The 15,201-nt window shown below is 69.5% G+C and carries 15 protein-coding genes; 2 read left to right on the top strand and 13 right to left on the bottom strand.

Annotation, left to right across the window (positions count from 1 at the left end):
• Positions 1-28: 28 nt before the first annotated feature.
• The 6 genes from ACNI65_RS13515 to ACNI65_RS13490 all read right to left on the bottom strand — a co-directional run bounded on the left by ACNI65_RS13515 (position 29) and on the right by ACNI65_RS13490 (position 6,602).
• A complete protein-coding gene (locus tag ACNI65_RS13515) occupies positions 29-1,036 on the bottom strand; it encodes a recombination-associated protein RdgC (protein ID WP_416757225.1) in 1,008 nt (335 codons plus the stop codon).
• 207 nt (positions 1,037-1,243) lie between these two features.
• A complete protein-coding gene (locus ACNI65_RS13510) occupies positions 1,244-1,942 on the bottom strand; it encodes a DsbA family oxidoreductase (RefSeq protein ID WP_416757223.1) in 699 nt (232 codons plus the stop codon).
• A gap of 22 nt (positions 1,943-1,964) precedes the next feature.
• On the bottom strand, positions 1,965-2,960 hold the full coding sequence (locus ACNI65_RS13505; RefSeq protein ID WP_416757222.1) for a succinylglutamate desuccinylase/aspartoacylase family protein: 996 nt from the start codon (positions 2,958-2,960) through the stop codon (positions 1,965-1,967).
• Between the two features lie 140 nt (positions 2,961-3,100).
• Complete coding sequence (locus ACNI65_RS13500; RefSeq protein WP_416757220.1) at positions 3,101-4,054, bottom strand: PIG-L deacetylase family protein; 954 nt, start codon at positions 4,052-4,054, stop codon at positions 3,101-3,103.
• 138 nt (positions 4,055-4,192) lie between these two features.
• Positions 4,193-5,182: a DMT family transporter gene (locus ACNI65_RS13495; RefSeq protein ID WP_416757219.1), complete on the bottom strand. Its 990-nt coding sequence runs from the start codon at positions 5,180-5,182 to the stop codon at positions 4,193-4,195.
• A 91-nt stretch (positions 5,183-5,273) separates the two neighbouring features.
• Entirely contained in the window at positions 5,274-6,602 is a 1,329-nt protein-coding gene (locus tag ACNI65_RS13490; RefSeq protein WP_416757218.1) for an aspartate aminotransferase family protein, read from the bottom strand.
• Between the two features lie 125 nt (positions 6,603-6,727).
• Here ACNI65_RS13490 and ACNI65_RS13485 point away from each other — a divergent pair, with 125 nt between their 5' ends.
• Entirely contained in the window at positions 6,728-7,210 is a 483-nt protein-coding gene (locus ACNI65_RS13485) for an Lrp/AsnC family transcriptional regulator (RefSeq protein ID WP_416757216.1), read from the top strand.
• Between the two features lie 4 nt (positions 7,211-7,214).
• On the opposite strand, the gene ACNI65_RS13480 is transcribed toward ACNI65_RS13485, so the two are convergent.
• On the bottom strand, positions 7,215-8,108 hold the full coding sequence (locus tag ACNI65_RS13480) for a DMT family transporter (RefSeq protein ID WP_416757215.1): 894 nt from the start codon (positions 8,106-8,108) through the stop codon (positions 7,215-7,217).
• Position 8,109: 1 nt separating this feature from the next.
• The gene (locus ACNI65_RS13475; RefSeq protein ID WP_416757213.1) at positions 8,110-8,931 is read right to left on the bottom strand and encodes a ferritin-like domain-containing protein; all 822 of its coding nucleotides are present in this window, start codon (positions 8,929-8,931) and stop codon (positions 8,110-8,112) included.
• A gap of 55 nt (positions 8,932-8,986) precedes the next feature.
• Here ACNI65_RS13475 and ACNI65_RS13470 point away from each other — a divergent pair, with 55 nt between their 5' ends.
• A complete protein-coding gene (locus tag ACNI65_RS13470) occupies positions 8,987-10,012 on the top strand; it encodes an Hsp33 family molecular chaperone HslO (RefSeq protein ID WP_416757211.1) in 1,026 nt (341 codons plus the stop codon).
• A 164-nt stretch (positions 10,013-10,176) separates the two neighbouring features.
• Here the strand turns inward: ACNI65_RS13470 and ACNI65_RS13465 are convergent, their stop codons facing one another.
• The 5 genes from ACNI65_RS13465 to eno form a co-directional block, all read right to left on the bottom strand.
• On the bottom strand, positions 10,177-11,961 hold the full coding sequence (locus ACNI65_RS13465; RefSeq protein ID WP_416757209.1) for a bifunctional metallophosphatase/5'-nucleotidase: 1,785 nt from the start codon (positions 11,959-11,961) through the stop codon (positions 10,177-10,179).
• Positions 11,962-12,076: 115 nt separating this feature from the next.
• The gene (locus ACNI65_RS13460; protein WP_416757207.1) at positions 12,077-12,760 is read right to left on the bottom strand and encodes an AAA family ATPase; all 684 of its coding nucleotides are present in this window, start codon (positions 12,758-12,760) and stop codon (positions 12,077-12,079) included.
• A gap of 10 nt (positions 12,761-12,770) precedes the next feature.
• Entirely contained in the window at positions 12,771-13,436 is a 666-nt protein-coding gene (pnuC, locus tag ACNI65_RS13455) for a nicotinamide riboside transporter PnuC (RefSeq protein ID WP_416757206.1), read from the bottom strand.
• A gap of 84 nt (positions 13,437-13,520) precedes the next feature.
• Entirely contained in the window at positions 13,521-13,790 is a 270-nt protein-coding gene (ftsB, locus tag ACNI65_RS13450; RefSeq protein ID WP_416757204.1) for a cell division protein FtsB, read from the bottom strand.
• 94 nt (positions 13,791-13,884) lie between these two features.
• Positions 13,885-15,171, bottom strand: a complete 1,287-nt coding sequence (gene eno, locus ACNI65_RS13445) for a phosphopyruvate hydratase (protein ID WP_067063345.1) — start codon at positions 15,169-15,171, stop codon at positions 13,885-13,887.
• Positions 15,172-15,201 lie beyond the last annotated feature (30 nt).

The following is a 15,201-nucleotide window of genomic DNA, read 5'->3' as shown; positions in this document are numbered from 1 at the left end:
GGGGTGAGGGCCAGTGGCCGCCGCAGGATCACTCCCAGGGGGCTGCCTCGGTAGCCGTTGCCGTCTCGGCCGAGGTGTCCACGGCAGGTTCTGCCGTCTTGCCCGGCGCATGCTCCGCGGCGATCTTGGCCGACTGGCCGATGAAGTCCAGCTCGCCGCCCAGACCCTCGATCAGATCGGGGATCAGACGCGCCAGCTCGCCCGTGGCCAGCGCCGCGTCGACGTCGAAGGCCTCATCCTTGGCCGGCTTGTCGCGGCCATCGAACACCACGTCCAGGAACTTGATGCCCTTGATCTGCATCGTGTCCGTCAGCGTGAACGACACCCGTTCCTTCCACGTCATCGCCAGGCGCGTCGGCATCTTGCCGCCGGTCAGGTGGGCCTTGACCTCGTCCGTGTCCAGGTTGTGGCGGGCGTAACGCACCGCCGCCTTCAGCTCGTCCGCCGCCTTCAGCTCGCAGTCGCGGTCGATCACGAACTCGGCCGGCGGCACGCCGTCCATCAGCCACGCGGCCATGCAGGCGGCCGGCGATTCGGCGCTCTGCAGCAGATGCAGGTTGATCGACGAGTCCGCCTTCACCAGCAGCGTGATCAGCTCATCGGCCTTGCCGATCGAGCCCGCATCCACCATCAGCAGCCCCTGCTTGGGGGAGATCCACACCCGCAGGTGGGACTGCAGCGTGAACGCGCGCGGCAGCAGTTCCAGCGTGGCCTGCTCCTTCATGTCGCGCTGCTGCTTCTTGCCCGGGCGGCGGCCGGTCTCGAGCTCCACGCGCTCGACCATCTCGTCGACCTTCTCGCGCACCACCGAGCCGGGCAGCACGCGCTTTTCCATGCGCAGGCTCAGCAGCCAGTGGCCGTCGATCTCCTCGAGCAGCCGGGCGCCGGGCTCGCCGCGCGGCGGCACCCAGCCGGCGGACAGCGCCTCGGTGGCGCCGCAGGGAGTGAAACGCTCGTTCTCGAGGGCATCCTCGAGCTTCTCGACATTGGCTTGCCAGTCGTTGGACAGGCGATAAACGATCAGGTTCTTGAACATCTCGGGGACTGCGTAGAGGCGATGAGCCATGGCGGCGCGCGAGCGCGCCAGGAATGACAACGGGGCCAAGCGGACGACGCGTGGCCCCGTTCAAACGATGGGCGGATTGTCTCAAATCCGGCGGACGCTCCGGACGCGGATCAACCCGCTTGCCAAGCCGTTTCGCCCTTCACTGGCATTCCTGCCGGGATTCCTGCTTTCAATCTTTTACGCCTGGGCCGCCTGCTGCTCCGCCGCGATCTGGCGCAGCGCCTGCTCGAAGGCCTCGGGCGGCTGGCCGCCCTGGATCAGGTACTTCTCGTTGATCACGACCGCCGGCACCGAGCTGATGCCCCGGCCCAGCCACAGCGATTCGGTCTCGCGGACGTCGTCGCTGAACTCGCCGCTGTCGAAGACCCGCGCCGCCTCGGCCGCATCCAGGCCGATCTCGCGCACCGCGGCCAGCAGCGTCTCGCGCTCGCCCGGGTTCTTGCCGTTCGTGTGATACGCGGTCAGCAGCGCCAGCTTGAGGTCGCGCTGCGCCTGCGCCGATTGCAGACCCGCCCAGTGCAGCAGCCGGTGGGCGTCGAAGGTGTTCCAGATCCGGCTGCGGGCGCCCTCGGTGAAGGTGAAGCCGACCTCCGCGCCGCGTTGGCGCAGATGGCCGCGGATCTGCTGGCGCTGCTCGGTGGTGGAGCCGTACTTGCGCGTCAGGTGTTCCTCGATGTCCTCGCCCTCGGGGACCATCTGCGGGTTGAGCTCGAAGGGCTGGAAGTGCAGGTCGACCGCGACCTCGGGCAGCCGGGTCAGGGCGGTCTCCAGCGACTTCAGCCCGACGGCGCACCAGGGGCAGGCCACGTCGGAGACGAAGTCGATGCGCAGTGGTTGCAGGGCGGTGGGGGGCGTCGAAGCGGTGGTGTCAGTCATGCCGCCCACTCTAGCCAGAAGTTCAAGTCAACACGCGGTCGCTGGGTTTTGCCAGGTAGAACCACTCGTGGCCGGGCTCGGCGTTGTTGTTGGGGAAGACGATGCGGCCGCCGAAGGGCGCGAGCACCGGCGTGCCGTCGGCGCGCGTGCCGATGCGCTCGGCCTGCGCGATGGCGTCGAAGCTCGCCCAGTGGCGCTCGAAGCGGTCGTCGACGCTCTCGCGGTCGATGACCTCGTAGAGCTGCAGCAGCTCGACCGGCCGCTTCGGATCGGCCGCCTCGACGCAGCCCGGCGCGACCATGCCCAGCAGCACCAGCGTGCGCAGGATGGCCTTGAACGCGACCTCCGGTCCCTGCGGATCGGCGTGCTGGCCGCATTCCAGCGTGATGCAGTAGCCGCCCGTGCTGCGCATGTACTCGGTGGTGCCGACGCCGTAATGCGGGTCCTGCTGCAGCGCCATGCGGCGCGAGCCGTCCGCGGCCTTCTCGGCGCGGCGCTTCAGGCCCAGCGCGTAGGTCGACAACCAGCCCTCGACGATGCGCTGCGTGCCCACGGCCAGCGCCAGCGCGCTCTCGGCGGCCTGATGGCGGAAGGGCTCCAGGTCGCCATCGTTGTCGCGCGGACCGAGCATCGCGAAGGCCGGTCCGGGGTTGTTGAAGCTGTGCAGGTCCAGCATCACGTCGCTGGCGGCGATCCACGGGCAGAGCCGGTTGGCGATGCGGTCCTCGAAGTCCTGCGGGATCGGATTGACGCGCAGGTTGCGGTTCAGGTTGCGCTCGCCCTCGCGGCGCTGCAGGCGGTGGGCCAGCGGGTTGACGATGGGGATCATCGTCAGCGTGCCCTTCACCAGCGTCAGCGAGCCGTCGTCCAGCATCGCCATCACGCGCTGGATCGCGCCGACACCGGCCACCTCGTTGCCGTGCACGGCCGCGCTCACCAGCAGCCGGGGGCCGGGCCGCAGGCCGGCGAACTGGTGGACACGGAGGTGGGTCGGGTGATCGGTGCGGGCGTCGCTCATGGCGGGGCGGGAGGTCTCGAGGAGGAAACGCGAAGCATAGGCCCGCGCGGCGCGCACCGAGCCGCGCGCGTGCGCGGCGCGTATGCCGAAATCGCTGGAAGCAATGAGCCCAGGTTGGGCTCAGGTGGCGCTCAGGTCGCTCAGGGCGTGCCCAGCAGCTGGCGCGGATCGATGGGTTGCTCGCAGGTCCAATGCGTGTTCGGCAGATCGCCTGCGGGAACGCCGGCGGTCCAGCGCGTCAGCCGGTACAGCGTGCCGAAGGCGAAGTCCGGCGGCGCCTCGCCGGGGCCGGCCAGCAGCTCGCCGCCGCGGCGCACGTTGTCCGCCATCCAGGCCGGCAGGCGCAGGTGATACGGATTGCGCGCGATCTCGCCGTGGTGGCAGGCCAGTGCCCGCACCAGACGCGCGGTGTCGCGCTGACCCGTCTCGATCAGCGTGGTCGGGCCGGGCTGCGTCGCCCAGAACTCGGTCTGCGCGACCACCGTGTCGATGCGCGCCTGCGCCAGCGCCTCGGTGACCAGCCGGTGCACGCCGATGTGCGTCGGGATGCCGTCGCCCGCATGCGGGATCAGGATCAGCGCCGGCTTCTCCGCCGCGAGCAGTTCCGCCACGAGGCGCACCTGCTGCTGCCAGAGCGGCGTGCGCGCGTCGTCGGCCTCGGGCTTGACCTGCTCGAAGCCGTCCGCGGCCAGCAGCCGGAGGTCGAAGTCCAGCACGTCGCAGGCGGCGCCGAGCTCGGTCCAGCGCTCGCCGCGCCGCTCCTGCTTGCTCCCCAGTGTCACGGCGATGTTGGTCACGCGCCAGCCGGCTTCCTGACGCAGCCGCAGCGGCAGCGCGCCGACGATGCATTCATCGTCCGGATGCGGCGCGAAGACGAGCACGTGGGGCGTCGGTGCCTCGCTGGTACCGGCACCATGGCCGGCGGTGGGGCGGCCCGAGGGCGCGGTCAAAGGACTGACACCGGTACGCACCGGCTGCCTCAGCACGGCATACCAGCTGGCGATCCAGGCCTCCCAGTCCGCCTGGCGGTTGGCGTCGGCGGCGACGGGGGAGAAAGCGGGCGTGGGAGCCGGGGCAGGGGAATTCGCGTTCATCGGCGGGGATGTGGCGGCCCGGGCGCCGAGCGCACGGGCGGGTTCGATCGGCCCATCTTAGCGGGCGAATCCCCAAATGGTATTACATTGGTAGTAAAACTAGACGCAGACCGGTGTAATCCCGGACATGAAGTGGTCTCAGGCGACCGGTGCCTGCGCGGGGCGGATCGCGGATCGCCCCGGCCAGGTCGCCAGGACCACGCCGCCCAGCGCCAGCGCGTAGGCGGCGAGCTGCAGCGAGCTCATGCGTTCGCCGAGGAACACCAGGCCGACCACGGCCGTGGACACCGGCAGGAACACCATGAACACGCCGGCCTTGGCCGCGCTGACGTGCTGGAGCCCCTTCATCCAGAGCCAGACCGTGACGGTGCTCGCGGCGATCGCGTAGAAGAGCAGCAGCCCCCAGTCCTTGATCGCCACGGTGCTGAAGTCGAAGTCCAGCGCCTGCCACAGGCCCAGCGGCGTGACCAGCACCAGGCCCCAGAGGTTGATCAGCGCGCTGATGCGCCGCGGGGGCAGGGCGGTGGTCAGCTGCTTGCCGATGACGACGTAGCTCGCCTCGCAGATCACGGCGCCGACCAGCAGCAGCGCGCCCCAGCCGGAGGTGGCCGCGCCGGCGCTGTCGCCGTGCTTGTTCAGCGCCACGAGCGCGATTCCGCCCACCGCCATCGCGATGCCGGCCAGCGTGCGCGGGGCGATGCGCTCGCGCAGGAACAGCCAGCTCATCAGCGCGACCGTCGCCGGGATGCCGGCCATGATCACGCCCGCGACGACCGCCGAGCTGTGTTTCATGCCGAACAGCAGGCACAGCGAGAACAGGAAGTTCCCGAAGAACGATTCGAGGAAGAGCAGGAAACGGGTGCGTCCGCTGAGCGGTGCCTCGGTGGGGCCGCGTTTCAGCCAGGGCAGCATGAACACGGCGGCCATGCCGAAGCGCAGCCAGGCGAGCAGGAAGACGGGGAACACCACCACCAGCAGCTTGGACAGGCCGACGTAGCTGCCGATCACGCTGGTGCTCGCGGCCAGGCTCAGGTAGGAGAGCCAGGGGACGTGGTGGCCGTGCGCGGCAGGCGCGCTGAGAGCCTCGGCCGAGGCTTTGGATTTCGGTTCGGTGGTGGCGCTGGACATGGAGGGATGATGCCCGACCGGAGGAAGGGTCAGGCAGGGCGACGGGGTCAGGAGTCGGGAGAGCGCCCAAGCGCGCCCACGTCGCAGTCGATCACTTCAACCGCCGCAACGCCACCCGGATCGCATCGATCATCCGGTCGAGGTGTTCGCGCTCGGCGATCAGCGGCGGCGACAGCGCGAGGATGTCGCCCGTTGTGCGGATCAGCACGCCTTGCTGCCAGCAATCGAGGAAGGTCTCGAAGGCGCGCTTGGTGGGCTCGCCGGCACGCGGCGAGAGTTCCACCCCGCCGACCAGTCCGAGGTTGCGCACGTCGATCACATGCGGCTCACCCCGCAGCGCGTGCAGCTGCTCCGCGAAGTAGCCCTGCAGCTCGGCGGCCCGCGTGAGCAGGCCGTCCTCGGCATAGGTGTCCAGCGTCGCGATCCCGGCCGCGCAGGCCAGCGGATGCGCCGAGTAGGTGTAGCCGTGGAAGAACTCGATCGCGTGCTCGGGCCCGGTCATGAAGGTGTCGTGGATGCGCCGCTGTGCGAGCACCGCGCCCATGGGGACGCAGCCGTTGGTCAGGCCCTTGGCCACGGTCATGAGGTCGGGCGTCACGCCGAAGGTCTGCGCGGCGAAGGCCTTGCCGGTGCGGCCGAAGCCGGTGATGACCTCGTCGAAGATCAGCAGGATGCCGTGCTTGTCGCAGATCTCGCGCAGCCGCTGCAGGTAGCCCTGGGGCGGGATCAGCACGCCGGCCGAGCCGGCGACCGGTTCCACGATCACCGCGGCGATCGTCGACGCGTCGTGCAGCGCGACCATGCGCTCGAGGTCCTCCGCGAGGTCCGCGCCGTGCGCCGGCTGGCCGACGCTGAAGGCGTTGCGGGCGAGGTCATGCGTGTGGCGCAGGTGGTCCACGCCGGCCAGCAGCGAGCCGAACATCTTGCGGTTGGCGACCATGCCGCCCACCGACATCCCGCCGAAGTTCACGCCGTGATAGCCGCGCTCGCGGCCGATCAACCGGGTGCGTTGGCCCTCGCCGCGCACGCGGTGGTAGGCCAGCGCGATCTTCAGCGCCGTCTCCACCGACTCCGATCCGGAGTTGGTGAAGAACACCCTGTCCATGCCCTCGGGCGCGAGCGCCGCCAGCCGCGTCGCGAGCTCGAAGGCCTTGGGATGGCCCATCTGGAAGGGCGGGGCGAAGTCGAGTTCCGCGGCCTGCTCCTGGATCGCGCGCACGATCCGCGGTCGGTTGTGGCCGGCGTTCACGCACCACAGGCCGGCCACGCCGTCCAGGATCTGGCGGCCCTGGTCGTCGGTGAAGAACATGCCGTCGGCGCGTGTGAGCAGGCGCGGCGCCTGCTTGAACTGCCGGTTCGCGGTGAACGGCATCCAGTAGGCGTCAAGGTCGCCGTGGGCTTCGGGGTTGGGCGTGGTCATGGGGGCTCCCGGTTCAATGCCGGTCAGTCTAGGGAAGGGCCCGCGCAATCGGTGAGCGTTCCGGAGGCGGGAAAACCCGCGTTCACGCAATCAGATGCGACAACGTGGCCGGTTCTTCGAACAGAATGCCGCCCATGGTCAAGGAAGTGCAATTGGATGCGATCGACCGCGCGATCCTCGCGGTCTTGCAGCGCGACGCGCGGATCTCCAACCAGGATCTCGCCCAGCGGGTCCATCTGTCGGCGTCGGCCTGCCTGCGCCGGGTGAAGCGGCTGGAGGACACCGGCGTGATCGACCGCGTGGTGGCGCTGCTCGATCCCAAGGCGATCGGCAAGCCCGGCACCAGCTGGACGATCGTCAACCTGGAACGGATGACGCCGGCGTCGCTCGCGGCCTTCGAGCAGGCGGTCAAGGACGCGCCCGAGCTGCTGGACTGCTTCTACGTCGCCGGCACCAACGACTACCTGCTGCGCTTCGCCTACAAGGACGCCGAGGACCTGGAGCGGCTGCACACGCAGGTGCTGATGCAGCTGCCCGGCGTGGCCCGGGCCAACTCGATGCTGGTGCTGCGCACCGTCAAGAAGACGAGCGCGTTCCCGTTGGAGTAAGCGGTCAGGCCGCGCGCGGCCGCAGCACGCGCAGCATCGGCAGCAACTGGATCAGCAGCATCGCGCCGAGGATGAGCCCGCAACCCGCGAGGCCCGCGGCGTTCAGGCGGTCGCCCATCATCAGGTAGCCGAAGATGGCGGCGAACAGCGTCTCCGAGGACAGGATGATCGCCGCGTCCGCCGCATGGGCGTAGCGCTGCGCGACCACCTGGCCGGTGAAGGCCACGCCCACCGACAGCACGCCGGTGTAGAGGATGGGACCGGCGGCGGCCTCGATGCCGGCCCAGCTCCAGGGCTCGAAGCACAACGCCCAGACGAGCGCCACCACGCCGCAGAACAGGAACTGCCCGCCCGCCACGGTGAACGGGGAATTCATCCGGTCGGCCACCAGGCCCACCAGCAGCACATGCACGGCCCAGGGCAGCGAGGAGGCGATCACCCAGGCGTCACCGGGGCCGATGTTGAGCTCATGCGCGCCCGACAGCAGGAAGGCGCCCACCAGGCAGGCCAGCGCGCCCGGCCACACCGACCAGTGCGGCAGGTGCTTGAGCACCAGCCAGCCCAGCAGCGGCACCAGCGGCACGTACAGCGCGGTGAGGAAGCCGGCGTTGGTGACGGTCGTGTACTGGATGCCGATCTGCTGCAGCGCCGCGCCGGTGGTGAGCAGCGCGCCCAGGCCCATGATCTTGAGCGCGTCGCTGCCGCGCAGCACGGTCGCGCCCGGCGCGCGGCGTTCCCGCACGATCAGCGGCAGCACGACGAGCGCCCCGATCAGGAAACGGATGCCGGTGAACATCATCGGTCCGATGCTCTCCATCCCATGGGCCTGGGCGACGAAGGCCGAGCCCCAGATCATCGCGATGAGGGTGAGCAGCAGGTTGGCTTGGATACGGGTCATGTCAGGAGGAGAGGTAGGCGATTTCCTCGTCGCTGAAGCCCGCGTCGCTGCGGGCCTGGACGTTGAAGGGCGGGCGCAGGCGCGGCGCCTCGAAGCGCTCGACCAGTTCGGGGTAGAGCGCGACCGGATCGAGTCCGCGCTCGCGGCACAGGTGCCGGTACCAGTGGTTGCCGATGCGCACGTGGCCGACCTCGTCACGCAGGATGACGGCGAGGATCTCCACGGCGCGCGTGTCGCCGGCCTTGGCGAACTTGGCCTGCAGCGGCGGCGTGGCGTCCAGCCCGCGCGCCTCCAGCGTGCGCGGCACCAGCGCCATGCGCGCGAGCACGTCGCCCGCCGTGCGCATCGCCATCGTCCACAGCCCGTCGTGGGCGTCGAAATCGCCGTAGCCGCGGCCGAGCGAGCGCAGGTGCTCGTCCAGCAGCGTGAAATGCAGCGCTTCCTCGCCGGCGACCTGGATCCAGTCCCGGTAATACGCCGGCGGCATGCCGGGGAAACGCCAGACGGCGTCCAGCGCCAGGTTGATCGCGTTGAACTCGATGTGCGCGATCGCGTGCAGCAGCGCCGCGCGGCCCTCGGGCGTGAACGGCGAGCGCGAGGCCACCTGCAGCGCGGCCACGAGCCGCGGCCGCTCGGGGCGGCCGGGCGGCTCGGTGTCGGGGGTGAGGACGGCGGCGGTGTCCAGCGCGGTGTCCAGCGCGGGGGCCAGGCCGGTGCGCGGATCAGGGTCCGAGACCGCGGCCAGGAGCGCCCGGGCCGCCTGCGCCTTCTCGTGCGGGTCCGGGATCAGAAGGACCTGCAGCGCGCGGGTTCGAAGTTCCATTCGTAGAATTATCGCCATTCGTCCCCAGATAACTCGAATTCAAAAGGAACCCGCCATGTCGTCCCCTACACCGCCGACCCCGCCGAGCGCCCCCACGCCCTCGACCCCGTCGTCCAGACCCGCCCCGAGCGAGCTCCACAAGTTCATCTTCGAGGGCTTGCCCGTGCGCGGCATGCTCGTGCGCCTGGACGAGAGCTGGAAGGAGCTGCTGGGCCGCCGCAGGGAGCCGCTGGCCGCGCCGGTGCGCGGGCTGCTCGGCCAGATGACGGCCGCCGGGGTGCTGATGCAAGCCAACATCAAGTTCAACGGCGCGCTCGTGTTCCAGGTGATGGGCGATGGCCCGCTGAAGCTCGCGGTGGTGGAAGTCCAGCCCGACATGAGCTTCCGCTCCACGGCCAAGACCCGCGAGGACGTGCCCGACGGCGCCACGCTGCAGCAGATGCTCAACGTGCACGGTCAGGGCCGTTGCGCGATCACGCTCGATCCCAAGGACCGCCTGCCGGGGCAGCAGCCCTATCAGGGCGTGGTGCCGCTGAGCGGCCCCACCGGTCAGCCGCTGGAAAAGCTCAGCGACGTGCTGCAGCACTACATGCGCCAGTCCGAGCAGCTCGAGACCACGCTGGTGCTCGCGGCCAATGACGACATCGCCGCGGGCCTGCTGATCCAGCGTCTGCCCATCGAGGGCGAGGGCAACCTCGAGGCCGATGCCAGCTCGGGCGTGGTGCGCGAGGAAATGGAAGAGGCCTACAACCGCATCAGCATGCTCGCCTCGACCTTGACCGCCGAGGAACTGCTCACGCTGGACAGCGACACCATCCTGCGCCGCCTGTTCTGGGAAGAGACCGTGCGGCGCTTCGATCCGCAGACGCCGCGTTTCGCCTGCACCTGCTCGCGCGAGCGGGTGGGGCGCATGCTGCTGGGGCTGGGCCGGCAGGAGGTCGACGAGATCCTGGCGGAACTCGGCGGCGTGGAGATCGGCTGCGAGTTCTGCGGCAACCACTACGTCTACGACCCGGTGGACGTCGGCGAGCTCTTCACCGACCCGCAGAACCAGGCGCCGGGCTCCCGGCAGGTGCAATAAGCCCTCCGGGCCCCAATGGCCCTGAAGGCCCGGAAGGCCCCCTCGCCCGCGAAGCGGGAGAGGGCGGGGGGTGAGGGCTCTTCGAAGGGCACCGAGCGCCTCCCCGAGCCCTCACCCCAACCCCTCTCCCGCTCCGCGGGCGAGGGGAACTCCCAGGGTTTCCTTCAGCGATCCACGCGCACCGTGCGATCCAGCGTCGTCGGCTTCACGCGCTGCGTGCCGTGCGCCTTGAAGTAGGCCTCCAGCGCGTCCACGTCCATCGGGCCCGTCTGCACGAAGCGCGCTTCGGCGAAGGTCTTGAAGCTGTCGCCGCCGACCTGCAGGAAGTTGTTGATGACCACGCGCACCTTCTGGCCCGGCGCGATCGGCTGACCGTTGAGCATCAGGCTGCCCGGCACCAGCCGCGAGCCCACCGGCCGGCGCTTGTCCCAGCGGTAGCTGAAGCCCTGCGAGGTCTGCAGCGGCAGGTACTTCGCGTCATTCGCCCACCATTGCTCCTCGAGCACCTGCTGCAATTGCGCGCCGCTCATCTCCACGACGACGAGCGCGTTGGAGAAGGGCAGGGCCGCGAACAGATCGCCGAAGGTGACCGTGTCGCCATCGCGGTGGATCAGCCCGGTGCGCACGCCGCCGATGTTCTGGAAGGCGATCTGCGCGCCGCCGTTCTCCGGCGCGCGCGTGGCCGCGAGCATCGCATCCGCGACGAGCTGGCCCATCGTCGTGCCGCCGCCGTCGCTGCGGTCCTCGCCGTCCTTGCTCAGCGCCTGCGCGAGGAAGCCGACCGGACGCTCGATCAGCGGCTGCGCGACCTGCTGATAGCTGTTGATCAGCAGCGTCTGGCGCGGATCCTTGGCGGTCTCGGGGCGGACCACCACGTTATTGGCGCGCGCCTCGGTCATCGTGCCGGTGGCGCGGTCCAGCGTCAGGTCGATCTCGGTGACCAGCGTGCCGTACTTGTCGCCGCTGGTGACCAGGCGGCCATCGACGCGGCAGTTGTACGCGCGGTGCGTGTGGCCAGAGACGATCAGCCCGACGCGCTTGTCCAGCTTCTTGACGATGTCCACGATGGGGCCGGAGATCTCCGGGCAGTCGTTGATGCCGCCGCTCGGATAGCCTCCCTCGTGGATCAGCACGACGAAGGCGTGCACGCCCTGGCGTTCGAGCTCGGGCACGATGCGGTTGATGGTGTCGGCCTCGTCATCGAAGCGCAGGCCGCGGATGCCGGTCGGGCTGACGAGCTCCGGCGTGCCCTTGAGCGACAGCCCGATGAAGCCCACCGGCACGCCGTCAAAGCGCTTGATCGCGTAGGCGGGCAGCACGGACTGACCGGTCTTCTCGTCGATGGTGCTGGCGGCCAGGTACTGGTACCTCGCGCCCTTGAACTCGGTCGGGCCCTTGCAGCCGTCCTTGGGGTGGCAGCCGCCGCGCTGCTTGCGAAGCAGCTCGGCGATGCCCTGGTCGAACTCGTGGTTGCCCACCGAGGAGATGTCCAGCCCCATCAGCCCGAGCGACTCGATCGTCGACTCGTCATGGAAGAGCGCTGACAGCAGCGGGCTCGCGCCCACCAGATCACCCGCGGCGACGAAGACGTGATTCGGATTCTTCGCCTTGATCTGCGCGACCACGGTGGCCATGCGCTCGGCGCCGCCGGCTTCCAGCGTGACGGTCTTGTCGGGGTTCTGCGGATCGGGCAGCTTGATGCCACCGGCCGGGGGCAGCAGGTTGCCGTGGAAGTCGTTGATCGCCAGCACCTTGACCGCGACCGAGCCCGTGGCGGCCTTGGCCGGCGCCGCGGGCGCATTCAGCGCGGGCGGCAGCGGGGCGGAGGCGGAGGGCCGCGACGACGCGCCCGGGTTCGAGGAGCTCAGCGAGCCGCAAGCCGCGAGCAGGGCCGCGCTCAGCAGCAGCGACAGCGCGCCCAGCGGGCGGCGCACGGAAGGACGATTCATCGGGGCAGGCTCCTGGGACGCCGGATTACCGTGGAATGGCGCGCTCGCAAATGTTTGCGGGCAGCGAAGCCGCGGATTGTGCCTCGACCGTGTGGCGATGCCGTGAGCGGCGCGTTCAGTCGGAGGTGGGATCGCACGCCTGGCGCGCGGCGGTGCGGCTGGCGTGCTCGCACGCCGGGTCATCGCAGAGCTCACAGGACCAGTCGCCGCCCAGGTTCTCCCCGCGCTGCAGCAGCCGGCCGAAGAGGCCGTCCGTGCGCCCGAGATGAGGGCGCAGCAGCGGTCCGAGCGCGTTCAGCGCCTGCTGCAGCCGCTCCGGCCCGGCGCCGGTGACCAGGCTGTAACCCAGCCCGGCGTCGCGCAGCGCGCGCCGCACCAGCCGGTCCGTGGGCTGCTGCGCGTGAGGGCCATCGCGCATGCCGTCGGCGACCCAGGGCAGGTCCAGCGCCATCAACAGCGTCGCGTCCATGCGGGCCTGGACCTGCAACGCGAAGGGGTAGAGCGAGCGGTCGTCGAAGAGCTGCTCGCTGTAGACCGCGGTCATCAGCGGCGTCGTGTCGCTCAGGACCAGGTCGTGGTCCGCCGCGGCGGCCTCGGCGCGGCGCCACTGCTCGCGGGCGATGGCGTCCTGCTCATCAGGGCGCGGCGTGCGGCCTTCGCGGTCGCACCACTCGCGCAGGTATTCGCCCACCAGCGCGCAGCGCAGCCGGGTCTGCGATCGCAGGTGATCCAGCAGCGCCACGCCGAGCTGGCTCTTGCCGGTGCTCTCGGCGCCGACCAGGGCGATGTGCAGAGCCACGGGAAGGTCCTCAGGCCGCGGCCGCCGCCGGGCGCAGCTGACGCTGCCAGGCGCGCCAGCCGGCCACGGACATCGGCACGAAGACCGCATACAGCACGACCGTGAGCCAGTAGCCCTTCAGCGCGAACAGTCCGATGCTCACCAGGTTGACCATCACCCAGACGGGCCAGTTCTCCTGGTACTTGCGGCCCAGCAGCCACTGGCCGGTGATGCTGGCCACCGTGGGGAGGGCATCCCAATAGGGGAGGGGGGAATCAGTGCGGTGCTGCAGGAACAGGCCCAGCAGCGGCCACGCCGCCAGCGTCACCAGTAGCGCCGTGACGCGGCCCTTCGCGTCGAGCGTGCGCACATGCAGCGCGTCGCCCTCGGCGGTGCGCCCGCGCCGCCATTGCCACCAGCCCCACAGCGCCAATCCGGCGAAGAGCAACTGCAGCGAGGCCTCGCCGTACAGCTTGCCGCTCCAGAACAGCACGAAGTACAGCAGCGAGCTGCTCAGCGCCAGCGGCCAGGCCAGCACCTGCACGCGCATGTTGCACACCACCATCCAGATCGCCAGCACGAAAGCGACCAGCTCCAGCCAGCTGATGGGGCTGCCCAGCGCGGTGAACGCCGGCGAGAGCGCCAGGCTGAGGGCCTGCGAGAGGAGGGCCGACACGGGCCCGGACAGGAGATCCATCGTCGGGAGCATGCGCGGGGAAGGGAAAGGCGGAAAGGGAGGAGGTGAAAGGCGAAAGGGAAGGCGAACGGGAAGACGCGATCTTCAGCGACGCAGCGGGATGAAGACCTCGTCCGGCTTGACCATGCCCAGCTCGATGCGCGCCTTCTCCTCGACCATCTCGAGGCCCTCGCGCAGGTCGAGCAGCTCGGCCTGCAGCTGCGTGTTGCGCGCGCGGGCCTTCTCGTTGGCGTCTTCCTGCTCGCGCAACTCGGCGCGCAACTGGACCCCACGGGCCAGACCTCCCTTGCCGAACCAGAGCTGGGCCTGGATGGCGACAAGGAAGGCGGTGAGGACGATGGCCAGGGCTTTCACAGGCCGCGAGTGTAGCTGCAACGAAAAAGGGCAGGCCCGCGGGCCTGCCCTTCGAACGCGGGGAGCGCCCGCGCCATCGTCACACCCGCGGGATTCAGCGCAGGTTGTAGAAGGCCGAGCGGCCCGGGTACACGGCCACGTCGCCCAGGTCTTCCTCGATGCGCAGCAGCTGGTTGTACTTGGCCATGCGGTCCGAGCGCGACAGCGAACCCGTCTTGATCTGGCCGGCGTTCAGGCCGACGGCGATGTCGGAGATCGTCGAGTCCTCGGTCTCGCCCGAGCGGTGCGAGATCACGGCGGTGTAGCCGGCGCGCTTGGCCATCTCGATGGCGGCGAAGGTCTCGGTCAGCGTGCCGATCTGGTTGATCTTGATCAGGATCGAGTTGGCGATGCCCTTGTCGATGCCTTCCTTCAGGATCTTGGTGTTGGTGACGAACAGGTCATCGCCCACCAGCTGCACCTTGTCGCCGAGCTTCTCGGTGATGTGCTTCCAGCCGTCCCAGTCGCCTTCGGCCATGCCGTCCTCGATCGAGATGATCGGGTACTTGTCGACCCAGGTGGCCAGCATGTCGGTCCACTGCTCGGCGCTCAGCTTGATGCCGCCTTCGCCTTCCAGCACGTACTGGCCGTCCTTGTAGAACTCGCTGGCAGCGCAGTCCAGACCCAGCGCGATCTGCTCGCCGGCGGTGTAGCCGGCCTTGTCGATCGCTTCGAGGATCATCTGGATCGCGGCTTCGTGGTTCTCGACGTTGGGGGCGAAACCGCCCTCATCGCCGACGGCCGTGGACATGCCCTTGGCGTCGATGATCTTCTTGAGCGCGTGGAAGACTTCCGCGCCCCAGCGCAGCGCCTCGCGGAACGACGGCGCGCCCACGGGGATGATCATCAGTTCCTGCAGGTCGATCGAGTTGTTGGCGTGCGCGCCGCCGTTGATGACGTTCATCATCGGCACCGGCAGCTGGTTGCCGCCCATGCCGCCGAAGTAGCGGTACAGCGGCAGGCCCGACTCTTCCGCGGCGGCGCGCGCCACGGCCATCGAGACGGCCAGCATCGCGTTGGCGCCCAGGCGGCTCTTGTTCTCGGTGCCGTCCAGGTCGATCAGCGTCTTGTCCAGGAAGGCCTGCTCGGAAGCGTCCAGACCCAGCACGGCCTCGGAGATCTCGGTGTTGATGTGCTCGACGGCCTTGAGCACGCCCTTGCCCAGGTAACGCGACTTGTCGCCGTCGCGCAGTTCGATGGCTTCACGCGAGCCGGTGGACGCACCCGACGGCACGGCCGCTCGGCCCATCACGCCGGACTCCAGCAGCACGTCGCATTCCACGGTGGGGTTGCCGCGGCTGTCGAGGATCTCGCGGCCGACGATGTCAACAATGGCGCTCATGGGAACAGTCTCCAGAAGTGAAAAAGCTTG

Origin of the sequence: Roseateles sp. So40a, from assembly GCF_048081605.1 — a bacterium.
Taxonomy (GTDB): Bacteria; Pseudomonadota; Gammaproteobacteria; order Burkholderiales; family Burkholderiaceae_C; genus Roseateles.
The sequence above is the reverse complement of the archived record's forward strand: the minus strand, read 5'-3'. Positions and strand labels throughout refer to the sequence as shown.

Excerpts from the sequence above, each read along its gene's own strand:
- ACNI65_RS13500 (WP_416757220.1), bottom strand. The coding sequence starts at position 4,054 with ATGAACGCGAATTCCCCTGCCCCGGCTCCCACGCCCGCTTTCTCCCCC.
- ACNI65_RS13505 (WP_416757222.1), bottom strand. The coding sequence starts at position 2,960 with ATGAGCGACGCCCGCACCGATCACCCGACCCACCTCCGTGTCCACCAG.
- eno (WP_067063345.1), bottom strand. The coding sequence starts at position 15,171 with ATGAGCGCCATTGTTGACATCGTCGGCCGCGAGATCCTCGACAGCCGC.
- ACNI65_RS13515 (WP_416757225.1), bottom strand. The coding sequence starts at position 1,036 with ATGTTCAAGAACCTGATCGTTTATCGCCTGTCCAACGACTGGCAAGCC.
- ACNI65_RS13470 (WP_416757211.1), top strand. The coding sequence starts at position 8,987 with ATGTCGTCCCCTACACCGCCGACCCCGCCGAGCGCCCCCACGCCCTCG.
- ACNI65_RS13480 (WP_416757215.1), bottom strand. The coding sequence starts at position 8,108 with ATGACCCGTATCCAAGCCAACCTGCTGCTCACCCTCATCGCGATGATC.
- ACNI65_RS13490 (WP_416757218.1), bottom strand. The coding sequence starts at position 6,602 with ATGACCACGCCCAACCCCGAAGCCCACGGCGACCTTGACGCCTACTGG.
- ACNI65_RS13510 (WP_416757223.1), bottom strand. The coding sequence starts at position 1,942 with ATGACTGACACCACCGCTTCGACGCCCCCCACCGCCCTGCAACCACTG.
- ACNI65_RS13485 (WP_416757216.1), top strand. The coding sequence starts at position 6,728 with ATGCCGCCCATGGTCAAGGAAGTGCAATTGGATGCGATCGACCGCGCG.
- pnuC (WP_416757206.1), bottom strand. The coding sequence starts at position 13,436 with ATGGATCTCCTGTCCGGGCCCGTGTCGGCCCTCCTCTCGCAGGCCCTC.
- ACNI65_RS13465 (WP_416757209.1), bottom strand. The coding sequence starts at position 11,961 with ATGAATCGTCCTTCCGTGCGCCGCCCGCTGGGCGCGCTGTCGCTGCTG.
- ACNI65_RS13475 (WP_416757213.1), bottom strand. The coding sequence starts at position 8,931 with ATGGAACTTCGAACCCGCGCGCTGCAGGTCCTTCTGATCCCGGACCCG.
- ACNI65_RS13495 (WP_416757219.1), bottom strand. The coding sequence starts at position 5,182 with ATGTCCAGCGCCACCACCGAACCGAAATCCAAAGCCTCGGCCGAGGCT.